At 42.1% G+C, this 13853-nt stretch carries 14 protein-coding genes; 10 read left to right on the plus strand and 4 right to left on the minus strand.

Annotated features, from left to right (window positions below; genetic code table 11):
* Window positions 1-15: 15 nt before the first annotated feature.
* Window positions 16-1038: a T9SS type A sorting domain-containing protein gene (locus tag BLS32_RS01080; protein ID WP_091391466.1), complete on the plus strand. Its 1023-nt coding sequence runs from the start codon at window positions 16-18 to the stop codon at window positions 1036-1038.
* Window positions 1039-1160: 122 nt separating this feature from the next.
* On the opposite strand, the gene rsmG is transcribed toward BLS32_RS01080, so the two are convergent.
* Window positions 1161-1793 carry a 16S rRNA (guanine(527)-N(7))-methyltransferase RsmG gene (gene rsmG, locus BLS32_RS01085; protein ID WP_091392326.1) on the minus strand — a complete coding sequence of 211 codons (633 nt, stop codon included), beginning with the start codon at window positions 1791-1793 and terminating at the stop codon, window positions 1161-1163.
* A 107-nt stretch (window positions 1794-1900) separates the two neighbouring features.
* Here rsmG and BLS32_RS01090 point away from each other — a divergent pair, with 107 nt between their 5' ends.
* The 3 genes from BLS32_RS01090 (at window position 1901) to purT (ending at window position 5692) form a co-directional block, all read left to right on the plus strand.
* Window positions 1901-2998: a fatty acid desaturase family protein gene (locus BLS32_RS01090; protein ID WP_091391467.1), complete on the plus strand. Its 1098-nt coding sequence runs from the start codon at window positions 1901-1903 to the stop codon at window positions 2996-2998.
* 27 nt (window positions 2999-3025) lie between these two features.
* Window positions 3026-4213, plus strand: coding sequence for a pyridoxal phosphate-dependent aminotransferase (locus BLS32_RS01095; protein ID WP_091391468.1), 1188 nt, complete (start codon window positions 3026-3028; stop codon window positions 4211-4213).
* A 315-nt stretch (window positions 4214-4528) separates the two neighbouring features.
* Complete coding sequence (gene purT / locus BLS32_RS01100; protein WP_091391469.1) at window positions 4529-5692, plus strand: formate-dependent phosphoribosylglycinamide formyltransferase; 1164 nt, start codon at window positions 4529-4531, stop codon at window positions 5690-5692.
* 89 nt (window positions 5693-5781) lie between these two features.
* On the opposite strand, the gene BLS32_RS01105 is transcribed toward purT, so the two are convergent.
* Both BLS32_RS01105 and BLS32_RS01110 read right to left on the minus strand, forming a co-directional pair.
* Window positions 5782-6336: a sugar O-acetyltransferase gene (locus tag BLS32_RS01105; RefSeq protein WP_091391470.1), complete on the minus strand. Its 555-nt coding sequence runs from the start codon at window positions 6334-6336 to the stop codon at window positions 5782-5784.
* Between the two features lie 14 nt (window positions 6337-6350).
* Window positions 6351-7217, minus strand: a complete 867-nt coding sequence (locus BLS32_RS01110; protein WP_245699295.1) for an AraC family transcriptional regulator — start codon at window positions 7215-7217, stop codon at window positions 6351-6353.
* Between the two features lie 88 nt (window positions 7218-7305).
* On the opposite strand from BLS32_RS01110, the gene BLS32_RS01115 reads away from it, so the two are divergent.
* The 6 genes from BLS32_RS01115 to fabD all read left to right on the plus strand — a co-directional run bounded on the left by BLS32_RS01115 (window position 7306) and on the right by fabD (window position 12606).
* Window positions 7306-7665, plus strand: coding sequence for a PolC-type DNA polymerase III domain-containing protein (locus BLS32_RS01115; protein WP_091391472.1), 360 nt, complete (start codon window positions 7306-7308; stop codon window positions 7663-7665).
* Window positions 7666-7818: 153 nt separating this feature from the next.
* Window positions 7819-8493, plus strand: a complete 675-nt coding sequence (locus BLS32_RS01120) for a response regulator transcription factor (RefSeq protein ID WP_091391473.1) — start codon at window positions 7819-7821, stop codon at window positions 8491-8493.
* Window position 8494: 1 nt separating this feature from the next.
* Window positions 8495-9856, plus strand: a complete 1362-nt coding sequence (locus BLS32_RS01125) for a HAMP domain-containing sensor histidine kinase (RefSeq protein WP_091391474.1) — start codon at window positions 8495-8497, stop codon at window positions 9854-9856.
* Between the two features lie 97 nt (window positions 9857-9953).
* On the plus strand, window positions 9954-10679 hold the full coding sequence (locus BLS32_RS01130) for an adenine nucleotide alpha hydrolase family protein (RefSeq protein ID WP_091391475.1): 726 nt from the start codon (window positions 9954-9956) through the stop codon (window positions 10677-10679).
* A gap of 48 nt (window positions 10680-10727) precedes the next feature.
* Window positions 10728-11654 (plus strand): bestrophin family protein, encoded by a 927-nt coding sequence (locus BLS32_RS01135; RefSeq protein ID WP_245699296.1) that lies wholly within the window; start codon window positions 10728-10730, stop codon window positions 11652-11654.
* A gap of 61 nt (window positions 11655-11715) precedes the next feature.
* Entirely contained in the window at window positions 11716-12606 is an 891-nt protein-coding gene (gene fabD / locus BLS32_RS01140) for an ACP S-malonyltransferase (protein ID WP_091391477.1), read from the plus strand.
* 116 nt (window positions 12607-12722) lie between these two features.
* Here fabD and galE read toward each other — a convergent pair whose 3' ends face one another.
* Window positions 12723-13745 carry a UDP-glucose 4-epimerase GalE gene (gene galE, locus BLS32_RS01145; protein WP_091391478.1) on the minus strand — a complete coding sequence of 341 codons (1023 nt, stop codon included), beginning with the start codon at window positions 13743-13745 and terminating at the stop codon, window positions 12723-12725.
* Window positions 13746-13853 lie beyond the last annotated feature (108 nt).

Below are 13853 nucleotides of genomic sequence, written 5' to 3' on the forward strand. Positions count from 1 at the left end.
TTTAAAATACTTGACATGAAAAAAACTTTACTTTTTAACTTATTTATATTTTGTACGATAGGCGCAATTGCACAAGCGCCAATCAACAATTTCTACCAGCCACAGGACCGGGTCACCTATAATGTCGTACAATCGGCAGTACCGCTTGTGCAGGAAACTTCGGGCGCAAATATGAATTGGAATTTCAGCCAATTGACGGCTGTTGGCACTTCTGAAGTGCATACCGTCGCACCTACGGCCGAAGAACTTGTCACATATTTAAATACGACAGCCGTAACTGTGACAACGGCAACACTGGGCAGCGACGATTTTTCTAATAAGATTTTTTCCAGGACTTCGGGAACAACCGTTTCGATTACCGGCGCCAATACTTCCCAGATCGAATTAATTTACGACACAGACAACGCGACTTTAGGCAATTTTCCTTTAAATTACGGCTTTACAAATAGCGACGGAATATCGGGAACTTACAATGCCACAGGCGGATATTCTGGTTCGTTTACAGGAAATTCCACTACAGCAGTCGACGCTTACGGAATATTAACTGTAAATGTAGGTTCAACACCTGCGGCTACGCACATTACGCGTTTAAAAACAACGCAGACCATTTCACTAGATTATCTTTTCTTTTCAAATGTTGGCACCGTGACGCAAACGACTTACAGTTATTACAAAAATGGTTCGCCAATGAGCGTTCCTGTTTTTAGAAGCACACATACTAACATTAATGTGCCTTTGATGCAGATTGATTATACGACGGACTCATTGGAATCTTTTGAAGCGCAATTGAACACTTCAGATTTCGAAGTTTCCGGCTTTAGTATTGCGCCAAATCCGGCAACCGATTTTGTTACGATTCAAATGAAAAATAATGAAATTATCCGCAATTTGAAAATTGTAGACGTAAACGGAAGGATCATTATCGAATCAAATCCGATTGAAAACACTTTAGATTTAAGCCAGTTGCAGAAAGGAACTTATTTCGCCCAGATCAAGACCGACAGCGGGACATTTGCCAAGAAGATTATTAAAAATTAGTGCAGGGTTGCAAAGTTACAGAGTCGCAGAGTTTCCTAAAAACGTGAAACTTTGCGACTTTTTTTATGGATAAAGAGGTAAACTCTGAAACTTTGTAACTGTGAGATTTTGCGACTCTAAAACTACTTGGCCACAAACTTCAACGGCAAATGCACGACTTTTTTAGTTTCGAAAAATTCATCTGGGAAAAATTCAGAAATGTGGTATTCGGTTGCTTTTGGAAAATCTTTTAATTCTTCTGATAAATCGCCGCCTTTTAGATATAAAATTCCGTTTTTGAGTTCGTGTTTGTTTTGTTTTTTGATCTTTCCTTTGATCCAACTCACAAAATCGGGCATGTTTGTTACGGCACGGCTGACGATAAAATCGAAATCGCCTTTAACGTTTTCGGCGCGCAATTGTTCTGCTTTGACGTTTTTGAGTTCCAATGCTTCAGCAATAGCTTTAACAACATTGATTTTTTTCAGAATGACATCAATTAAGTAAAACCGCGTTTCCGGAAATAAGATCGCCAACGGAATTCCGGGAAAACCGCCCCCGGTTCCAACGTCTAAAATATAAGTTCCGGGCTCGAACTTTTGCACTTTGGCAATGGCCAGCGAATGCAGCACGTGTTTGGTATACAATTCATCGATATCTTTTCGCGAGATCACATTAATTTTCGCATTCCAGTCTTGGTATAAACTTTCTAATTTTGCAAACTGTTGTTTCTGAACATCAGACAGATTAGGGAATTGCTTAAGGATTTCTTCCATTCTCAAATTTTTGACAAAAGTAATCATTTTCTGGATGAAATTTTTCGCGTTTTTTTGCGTTTGAACTCTCAATAATGCTATCTTTGAGCACTTAATTTAGAATGTATATGAATACCACAATTCCCACTTTTTCGAAGCAGGACAGCCTAAAATTTTTCAGGACGCTGAATTCGCGCGTGAACAATTATTTTAAAGACAACAACATCCAACGCACCGGAAACTGGAAATTGCACCTTAAAGCCGTGATTTTATTCACCGTTTTCCTGACGCCATATTTTTTGATATTGACCTTGCAAATGCCATTTTGGGTCATGTTGCTTTTATCAGTTGTGATCGGAATCGGAATGGCCGGAATTGGAATGAACGTCATGCACGACGGAAACCACGGTTCGTATTCGAACAAATCATGGATCAATAAAATCATGGGCGGAACGATTTATGTCCTTGCCGGAAACGTGTACAACTGGCAGGTGCAGCACAATGTTTTGCACCACACTTACACAAATATTCATGGCCACGACGAAGACCTTGATGCGGGAAGAATCATCCGTTTTACACAGGAAGCCGAATGGCACCGTTTTCACAAATTCCAGCATTATTACTCGGTTTTCCTTTACGGATTGCTGACGTTTAACTGGGCCTTGACGACCGATTTCAAACAAATGAGAAGTTACCTCAAAAGAAAATTATCTTACGGTGAAGCCAAAAGCCCGAAAATTTTATGGACGACTTTGATCATTACTAAAGTGATTTACGTTTCAATCTGGATCGTTTTGCCGATCGTTATCGGAATTACCTGGTGGAAAGTATTGCTCGGATTTTTCGTCATGCATTACACCGCCGGTTTGATTTTAAGTATCGTATTCCAATTGGCACACGTGGTTGATGAAACGACAAATCCAATCCCGAATGCGGAAGGCGAAATCGAAAATACCTGGGCGATCCACCAATTGTACACCACAGCCAATTTTGCGCCTAAAAACGCGATCGTCAACTGGTTCACCGGCGGATTAAACCACCAGATCGAACACCATATTTTTCCAAATATCAGCCACGTGCATTATTCAAAAATTGCCGAAATCGTCAAAGAAACCGCAAAAGAATGCAACCTGCCGTACCATGAATTCAAAACCATGCGCGGCGCAGTCATTGCCCATTTCAAACATTTGCGCGACCTTGGCATGAATCCGGCGCTGACCGCTTAAAAGAATCTAACACAACTACTTTTATACATGAACCACCTTCTTTCGGACAGAATCAACAACCTGTCTACGTCACAAACATTGGCTATGGCCGCCCTCGCACGCGAACTCAAAGCACAGGGAAAAGACATCATCAGTTTAAGCCTTGGCGAACCCGATTTCAACACGCCTGATTTCATCAAAGAAGCCGCAAAAAAAGCGATCGATGAAAATTATAGCACGTATACGCCGGTCGACGGTTACATGGAACTGAAAGAAGCCATTGTAAGAAAATTCAAAAGAGACAATAATTTAGACTACAAACCTGCAAACATCGTCGTGTCTACAGGTGCCAAACAATCGTTATACAACATCGCACAAGTGATGCTGAACGACGGCGATGAAGTCATATTGCCAGCGCCATATTGGGTGAGTTATTTCGAAATCATCAAACTTTCAGGCGGTGTTCCGGTTGAAGTGCCAACATCGGTAGAAAGCGATTTCAAAATTACGCCTGAGCAACTCGAAAAAGCGATCACACCAAAAACAAAAATGATCTGGTACAGCTCGCCCTGTAATCCAAGCGGTTCTGTTTACAGCCGCGAAGAGTTGACTGCATTGGCGAAAGTCCTTGAAAACCATCCAAATATTATTGTCGTTGCCGACGAGATTTACGAACACATCAATTTCTCCGGAACATTCTGCAGCATTGCATCGATTCCTGGCATGTTCGAAAAAACCGTTACAGTAAATGGCGTAGCCAAAGCATTTGCCATGACCGGCTGGAGAATCGGATACATCGGCGCACCGGAATTTATCGCAAAAGCCTGTACGAAAATGCAGGGCCAAGTGACGAGCGGCGCCAATTCAATTGCACAACGCGCCACGATTACTGCTGTTGATGCCGATCCGAAAGTCTTAAACCACATGGTCGAAGCGTTTCACAAAAGACGTGATCTCGTTGTCGGATTAATGAAAGAAATTCCCGGAATCAAGCTTAATGTTCCCGAAGGGGCATTTTACGTTTTCCCGGACGTTTCCTCTTATTTCGGAAAAACCTTAAGAGGAACCGAAATCAAAAATGCAGATGATTTCTCGATGTATTTACTTGCGGAAGCCAACGTTGCCACAGTTACCGGCGACGCATTCGGAAACCCGGACTGCATCAGAATGTCCTACGCGACCAGCGAAGACCTGCTGACCGAAGCCATCAAAAGAATAAAAGAAGCACTAGCTTAAAACATACGCCCCGGAAATATTTGGGGCTTTTTTTATTTTTATTTGGGCGTCTCCCTGCGGGCCAGGCTATCCGTTTCAATCTTTTTGCCATCAGCTTTTTCTAAAAAAGAAACATCCGAAAAGCAAAAAAGATTTCCACTGCTATCCTTAACGCAAAACGTAAAAAACTAAAAAATACCTGACAGCCACTGACTGTCCTCCTTTAATTTCAAATTTAACGCTCACGCCAATACAATTTCAACCATTAAGGAGTTAAGGTTCATTAAGTCCAATCTTAATTTTTCTTAATTCCTTAATGGTTCAAAAAAAATAACAATGTCAAAAATATTACTCCTCGGATCCGGCGAACTCGGAAAAGAATTCGCCATCGCGGCCCAGCGCATTGGCCAAACCGTTATCGCAGTCGACAGTTATGAAAACGCCCCGGCGATGCAGGTTGCACACGGTTTTGAAGTCATCAACATGCTCGACGGCGACGCGCTCGACAAAATCGTGGCCAAACACAAACCCGATTTTATCGTTCCTGAAATCGAAGCGATCCGCACCGAGCGTTTTTACGATTACGAAAAAAGCGGCATCACGGTCGTTCCATCTGCGAAAGCGGCTAATTTTACCATGAACCGCAAAGCGGTTAGAGATCTGGCCGCTAAAGAACTCGGACTAAAAACGGCGAATTACCGTTATGCTACAACTTCATCAGCATTGCAAAAAGCAGTTTCAGAAGTCGGCATTCCGTGTGTCGTAAAACCATTAATGTCGTCATCGGGAAAAGGACAATCCACAATTAAATCTGAATCAGACATTGAAAAAGCATGGAATTACGCCGTGGAAGGTTCGCGTGGTGATGTCGTGGAAGTCATCGTAGAAGCATTCGTCAAATTCAACTCGGAAATCACATTATTGACCGTCACACAAAACAACAATCCAACATTATTCTGTGCGCCAATCGGACACCGGCAGGAACGCGGCGATTACCAGGAAAGCTGGCAGCCCGCAATCATTTCTGATAAAGATTTGTTTGAAGCGCAGGACATGGCCGAAAAAGTCACCGAAGCTTTGGGCGGCGCAGGACTGTTTGGCGTGGAATTTTTCCTTGCGGACGACGGCGTGTATTTTTCAGAATTGTCTCCGCGTCCGCATGATACCGGAATGGTGACATTGGCGGGAACACAAAACTTCAACGAATTTGAATTGCATTTGCGTGCGATTTTAAGCTTTCCGATTTTTGAGATCAGACTCGAAAAAACCGGGGCTAGCGCAGTCATTTTAGCAACTGAAAATTCACAAAATCCAACTTATTCTGGCATTGAAAATATTGCGGCTTTGCCAAAAACCGATTTCCGGATTTTCGGAAAACCAACGTCGCGATCTAATCGAAGAATGGGCGTTGCTTTGACAAACGACACTTTGGAAACGCCAATTGAAGAAGTTGTTAATCGTGCTAAAGCTGCGGCTGCATTAGTAACTTTAAAATATTAAGTTTTTATTTTTTAAACCATTAAGAGATTAAGGAAATCAAACTTAATGAACGTTAATTCCTTAATGGTTTTTGGTCTTGGCTCTGGATTCTACTCTTGCAAATTCCGGATGACTTTCGCCGGATTTCCAACCGCTAATGAATCATCCGGAATGTCTTTGGTAACGACTGCACCTGCTCCAATTGTACAACGGTTTCCAATAGTGACGCCCGGACAAATAACAGCATTTCCTCCAATCCAGCAATCATCGCCGATGGTTACGGGTTTTGAAAATTCTGTCGATCGCCTTTCAATGGCATTTAGCGGATGTGTCGCGGCATAAATCTGCGCGCCTGGCCCAAAAAAAACATTCGACCCAATTTTGATTTTCATCGTATCGAGCACGACGCAATTCACATTAAAATAAACATTTTCGCCCGCTTCGATATTGTAGCCGTAATCGCAATGAAACGGCGGTTCGATGTACATGTGTTTGTGAGAATTGGGTAACAATTGGTGCAAAATATTGCGTGAATTTCCGTTCATCACATATTCGGTTACGTTTAATTTATGCAGCAGTTTTTTGGCTTTAAGCCGATCAGCGGTAAGTTCTTTATCGTTGGCAAAATAAGATTCGCCGGCAAGCATTTTTTCTTTTTCGGTCATTTTGAATTGAAATGTTATTTTTTGGACATTCGGAAAGCCGTTGGCGACAAGCCGGTTTGCTTTTTAAATACCCTTGCAAAATAAGAATAATCGTCGTAACCAAGCGCATCGGCCACTTCATTAACAGATAAATTTTTATCGGTCAGCATGCGTTTGGCTTCGAGAATCACGCGGTTTATAACGACTTTGGTTGCCGTTTTTCCGAGAATTTCATTGCTAATGCGGTTCAGGTGCTTTAAGGTAATACTGAGTTTTGACGCGTAAAACGACGGTAGTTTTTCATGTTTGAAATATCTTTCGATTTCCGTTTCAAATTGCTTAATCTTTGTATTATACGAATGCGCCGCATGCATTTCAGAAACGGCATATTTCCTTGCCATTTCAATGTGGATGCAATCCAATAGATTCAGCATTTTGTCTATGCTGAATTTATTTTTGATTGAATTTTCAATGATCATCGCTTCGAAATACGGTAAGATTTGCCTTTGTTCGTCGGTATTCAGTTGCCATTCGGGCTTGCTCGAATTGGACATATAAAACGGATAATCTTTAACATTTTTCTGTCCGAAATACAAATCGTAGACTTCCTGTGCATAAATCACTACAAATCCGTCAATATCATCAGACAGATTCCAGTTGTGGATTTGCCCAGGCTGCAGCACGAATAAGCTTCCTGGCTGGATTTCATACATATCAAAATCAATTTCATGCGTGCCCGAGCCTTTCGTAAAAAACACTAGCAAATAAGAACTGTGCCGGTGCGGTTCTTCCACAAAACTATGTGTTTGCAAATGACTTTGAAAAGTGTTGACATAAAATTCGCCGCTTTCCGCATTGCATTTAAAACTGCCGACTTCATAAATGGGATATTTTTTCATCATGTCCTGATTGTGCTACTATTGGCGAAGATATAAAAATAAGCGATCACCTTCAGTTATGTAACTTTGATTAACATTTAAACAATTTAAAATGGCCCTTTCAATTGTACACCTATTAAAAAACGAATGTCCGAATTGTCATAAAGGAAAAGTCTTTAAAGACAAATCGCTATTTTCTTTCGGATTTCCAAAAATGAACGACTATTGCAGCCATTGTAATACCAAATTCTCAAAAGAACCGGGTTATTTCTTTGGTGCCATGTATGTTAATTATGGCTTAAATGTCATTCAGGGAATCGGTACTTACTTTATTGTACGCCCGTTTTTTTCTGAAACTTTCGACCTGCGGATTTTTCCGGTCATTGCCGGCGTGTTGATCGCACTGACTTTTTTCAACATCAGATTTTCGCGTTTGTTGTGGATTTACATGCTTAAAAACTACGCCACTTAGAAACTTCGCATTAAATATTCCCGGGTTTTCTGATATCAATAGAAATGGGCAATAAAAAATCCACATCCTTTAAATCGGCTGGTAAAAGTTCATTTTTGGCAAAAAATTTAGAATTCAATCTTTATTTTTGTATAAAACGACTAAAAAAGCCGGATGAAATTACTTATTGTCGAAGACGAACCGAACCTGCTTTCCGTGATCAAACGCGGATTTTCAGAGAACAACCACGATGTAAGTGCCGCAATGGACGGCACGACGGCATTGATGATGCTCGAAAACCACCATTTCGATGCAGTGATTCTCGATTTAATGCTGCCAGACATCAACGGACTGGAAATTTGCAGAAGGCTTCGATTGAATGGGAATTTCACACCTATTTTAATGCTCACCGCGCTCGCAAGTACCGAAAATGTTGTGACCGGATTGCAGGCTGGTGCCGATGATTATCTTGCCAAACCGTTTAAATTTTCAGAGCTTGAAGCGCGCATGATGGCGTTGTTGCGCCGTTCCGGGCAAGAGCACAAACAACCTGACATCATTTCTATTGACGATCTTGAAATTGATATCAAAGCTAAATCGGTCAGGCGCGGCGATGATTTGATCCAGCTTACTGCAAAGGAATTTAGATTGTTGCATTTTCTGGCCCGAAACAACGAAATGATTGTTTCGCGTGAGCAAATCCTGGACAACGTTTGGGATATCAATTTCGACATGAGCACCAATGTTGTCGATGTGTACATCAATTACCTTCGCAAAAAAATCGACAAGCCGTACGACACCAAACTCATCCACACCATCAAAGGTTTGGGCTATATCCTAAAACCTTAACATGCAGATCCGGAAGAGAATTACAATTACTTATGTGACTTTGTCTGTGCTCAGCACATTGCTGCTGTGTTTGGCTGTTCTGGTGCTTTTCCGTCAGAACAACCGCTATTATTTTATTAAAAGATTGCAGGACCGCGCAAAAATCGTTGCTTCGATCCATTACCAGAACGATCCCCAGAAAGCCGAATATTACCGAAAACTGAAGACCGAAGGCTTAGAAGAATTGATAGACGAAAATGATTTTGTCCTGAAAGTTAATGGCGGAAATACGTTTGAATACAATACCGATTTGCAGTTGCCAACGGAATTCTACACCGAAGTCATGCAAAAAAAATCGGGCTGGATCGAAGAAAGCCACCGTTATTATTACGGACAGGTTTTTGACGAATCGGGACAAAAATACATGGTCATCATTACAGCGAAAGACCGGCGCGGAAACCTTAGCACCTTATATATTGTCCGGATTTTATTTATTGGCGGACTCGCTTTTATCATTCTGGCCTATTTTCTCGGACGATTTCTGGCGCGTCGGGTCGTGCTTCCTATGTCTCGGATTACGAAAGAAGTCAAGCGCATCAGTGCTTCCAATTTGCACAACAGATTGCCTCAGCCTGAAAATGATGATGAAATGTCTGATCTGACTTCAACATTCAACGACATGCTTGACCGTTTGGAAACATCTTTCGAAATTCAGGCCAACTTCATCAACAACGCTTCCCACGAATTGAAAACACCAATTACGACGATTATTGCCGAATCGGAAATCATGCTTTTAAAAACACGCCAACCTGAAGAATATCAGGAAGCGCTGACCAACATTTACAACCAGGCGACACGTTTGGGCAATCTGACGGAAAGCCTTTTAAAACTCACACAAACGGGTTACGACGGACAAAAACAGGTCAAAGATATCGCGCGATTGGACGAATTGCTGATGGATGTCAAAGCCGAACTCGACAAATTGCAGCCCGGCAACCGCGTGAGCCTGCGCCTTGATGATTTGCCCGAAGACGATTCGCTATTGTTGATTCCGTGCAACAAACCGCTGATCGAACTGGCGTTGTCGAATATCATTTCAAACGGCGTCAAATACAGCAACAATGAGCCGGTTTTTGTAACCATCGGTGCGAATCAGAAATACCTGACCGTTACGATTACCGATATTGGCATTGGCATTCCTGCCGAAGACATTCCACACCTTTACGAGCCGTTTTTCCGCGGAAAAGAAGCCTCGCGTTACAACGGTTACGGACTCGGATTGCCATTAGCGATGAAGATTATCCGGATGCACAACGGCGAACTCAAAATCCAGTCGCAACCCGATGAAGGAACGATTGTAACAATTGTATTCCGCAAAGATTAAAATTTCTAATGTGGGTTCTTAGGAAATTCTAATGTGGCTTTAAGTTGGTTTTAATTTAGCCGCCGTTGTTTTGTAAGTGTAATCAAAAACACTTATTATGAACAACATACTTATCCCAACCACACTGCAAAAAGACACGGTTTACGCGCTCAAAACTGCGCTGTCACAATCTGAAGAAAATTCCAAAACCATTGTTTTGATGTTGCTGAAAGACACGCCTGACACGGCTTCGGCAGCGTTCTGGCTTCGCGACATGCAAAACGGCCTGACCGGACTTCAGGAAGAAATTCTGGAACAATGCCACGATATGGTTTCATTTCATCCAAATTTCAAACTTCAGGTGCACCAGCAATTTTCTGTTTCAGGCCCGCTGCTGCGGAATTTTATCGAAGCGCACAACATCGGACTGATCATTCTTCCGGATACTTTCAGGAAATCGCAACTTGAAATCAACCGCTATTGCCTGAAACTGCTTAAAAATTCTAATGTTCCGATTCTTCAGCTTGCTGCAGAATTTGACGAGCACCAGTTTTCGAAAGCGTTGTACATCGAAAACAGCGACTCGAATGTGCAGGCGAAAGACTTGCCGAAAATGATCGGCGGGCATTTTTCTTTTCGGATCATCAGCCAGGCCAAATTTTTTGACGACCAGAACCATGAAGAAATGACGCCGGTACTTTACGATACGATCTACAAAAACGGCATCGATTTGCTGATTGAAACCCGAAAACCACAGAAAATCAGCCTTTCCAAAAAGCACAAATCCTCACTAAATGAAAATTTCGGATTGCCTGTACTTTCAGTTTGCGAGCCGGTTTATTAATTATCATCCTAAAAAATAAAATATATGCTGTTGAAGAAAAAAATCCCCATGAAATATGTCCTGGGAAAAATCAGGGTTGAATTGTTGCTTGTCTTTTTATATGCGACCGCATTTTCGGTTGTCCATTATTTTTACGGATCGATCGCACTTGAAATCCCAATTGCCGTGCCCACAATTGTAGGAACCGTAATTTCGTTATTGCTCGCCTTTAAATCAAACCAGGCATACGACCGTTGGTGGGAAGCGCGAATCATTTGGGGCGGTGTCGTCAATGATTCCCGAACGCTGCTCCGTCAGGTCATCGCATTTTACAAAGATCCGGATTTCTCCGATGAGGCGAATCATTTTAAAGAAAGTTATGCCAAAAGGCAAGCGGCCTGGTGTTACAGCCTGGCGCAATCGCTGCGCGGAAAAGATCCGGTTAAAGCAACGAAGCATTTATTGAATGACGAAGAACTGCAATTCATACAACGCCACAAACATGTGCCAAATGCCATCCTTATGCTGCATGCAAAAGAATTGACAAAAGCGACACAAAACGAAAAATTCAATACCTTCCAGCAGGTTGAAATCGACAATACGTTGACGCGCCTTTGCGATTCGATGGGAAAATGCGAGCGCATTAAAAACACGATTTTCCCGACGACTTACAGTATGTACATCCGATTTACCTTGTGTTTGTTTATTATTTTATTGCCGTTTGGCGTTGCACAGCATTTGGGCTGGCTGCAGATTCCGGTGGTTGTGACTTTAGGAGCCGCGTTCTTCCTGATTGAAAAAATGGCGATCCATTTACAGGATCCGTTTGAAAGCCGACCGACTGATACGCCGATGACTGCGATTTGCAACAATATCGAAAAAAATTTATTGCAGATGGTGAATGAATTCCGTGACGAATATGAACATGAAATGCCGGATGCAAAATCCAAAACACATCATATCGAACCATTGCAAAATGCCTATTTCGTATTGTAAGTTTTCGCTGCGGATGTCTTAAAAAGTTTTACTTTTGCTTCCACAAACAAAAGAACAGACTATGAAAGCATATATTTTTCCGGGACAGGGCGCCCAATTTACCGGAATGGGTAAAGAATTGTACGAGCAATCGGACCTTGCAAAAGAACTTTTTGAAAGAGCCAACGAAATATTGGGTTTCCGTATTACCGACATTATGTTTGAAGGTACGGCCGAACAGTTAAAAGAAACCAAAGTCACGCAACCGGCAGTATTTTTACATTCGGTAATCCTCGCAAAAACGATGAATGAAACGTTCAGGCCTGAAATGGTGGCCGGACATTCCTTAGGCGAATTTTCTGCTCTGGTTGCCAACGGCGCTTTATCATTCGAAGATGGGTTAAAACTGGTTTCACAACGTGCGATTGCGATGCAGAAAGCCTGCGAAATTACACCTTCAACAATGGCAGCAGTTTTAGGGCTTGACGATAAAATCGTTGAAGATGTTTGCGCTACGATCGACGGCGTTGTAGTTCCTGCGAATTATAACTGCCCGGGACAACTGGTAATTTCAGGAGAAACATCAGCAGTGGAAAAAGCTTGTGTAGCGATGAAAGAAGCGGGCGCAAAAAGAGCGTTGATCTTACCTGTAGGCGGTGCATTCCATTCGCCAATGATGGAACCGGCGCGTGAAGAATTGGCCGCAGCCATTGAAAGTACAACATTTTCACAACCGATTTGCCCGGTATATCAAAATGTGACGGCAAGCGCAGTTTCAGATCCCGAAGAAATCAAAAAGAATTTAATCATTCAATTGACCGCTCCGGTAAGATGGACGCAATCGGTACAGCAAATGATTAAGGACGGCGCGACTTTGTTTACTGAAGTTGGCCCCGGAAATGTACTTCAAGGATTGGTTAAGAAAATTGATGGCTCCGCTGAAACGGCGTCGGCAACACCAATTAATGGATAATTGATAATTGCCTTGATTGTGTATAAAAAAAGTCCCGAACTATGTCTGGGACTTTTTTATGTTATATTGAACGCAATACATTTATGCGCAAACCACGCATTATCAATCGTCCATTATCAATTATCAATTGACCTGATCTTTTTCTCCCATTTCCAAGCGCTTTCCAAAGCATCTTCCAAAGTCGATTGCGCTTTCCAGCCAAGAACATTGTTCGCTTTGTCAGTATTTGCATAAGCAGACGTAATATCGCCTTCGCGCCTTCCGACGATTTTATAAGGTAATTTTTTGCCGCTGACTTTTTCGAATGTTTGAATGACTTCGAGAACCGTACTTCCTGTTCCAGTTCCAACGTTAAAGGTTTCCACTTTTTCGGAATTTTGCTTGTTTAATAATCTTTGCATCGCTACGACATGTGCTTTTGCAAGATCGACTACGTGAATGTAATCGCGTACGCAGGTTCCGTCCAGTGTTGGATAATCGTCGCCGTAAACTGACAATTCCTGGCGCAATCCAGCTCCCGTTTGCGTAATAAAAGGCACGAGATTTTGCGGAACGCCGATTGGCAATTCCCCGATTTCAGCTGTTGGATGCGCGCCGATCGGATTGAAATAACGCAATAAGATTGCATTGATTCCGCTTACTTTACAAGTTTCCGTAATGATCTCTTCCCCGATTTGCTTGGTATTTCCATAAGGCGAAGCTGCCGGTTGAACCGAAGCATTTTCTGTGATCGGCATTTTTTCAGCCTGGCCATAAACGGTGCAAGAAGAGCTGAAAATAAAGTTGGCTTCGTCTTTAGCCTGCAATTGCTGAAGCATGTAAACCAAAGTATTGATATTGTTTTCGTAATACAGCAACGGATTTTCGACGCTTTCGCCAACGGCTTTTGAAGCGGCAAAATGAATCACACCGGAAATATCAGCATGCCTTTTAAAAAAATCAATGACTGCAGATTTTTCACGCAGGTCGAAGTTTTCGAAGATTGGCATTTTTCCGGTGATGGCAACAATTCCTTTCAAGACTTCGTCTGAAGAATTTGATAAATTATCTACAATTACAACGTCGAAGCCTTCATTTTGAAGCTCGACAACGGTATGGGAACCGATAAAACCTAAACCTCCTGTGACTAAAATTTTCATTAAACTTTATTTGTATTTGATGATTTTCTTTTGGAAACAACTGCCCTAGCCCTGATGGAAGCGGCATCCTTTTGCGGCATTTGAAATTAAAAGGAGAAAGTCCTGTGG

Source organism: Flavobacterium noncentrifugens (assembly GCF_900100375.1).
In the GTDB taxonomy this organism is placed as follows: Bacteria; Bacteroidota; Bacteroidia; order Flavobacteriales; family Flavobacteriaceae; genus Flavobacterium; species Flavobacterium noncentrifugens.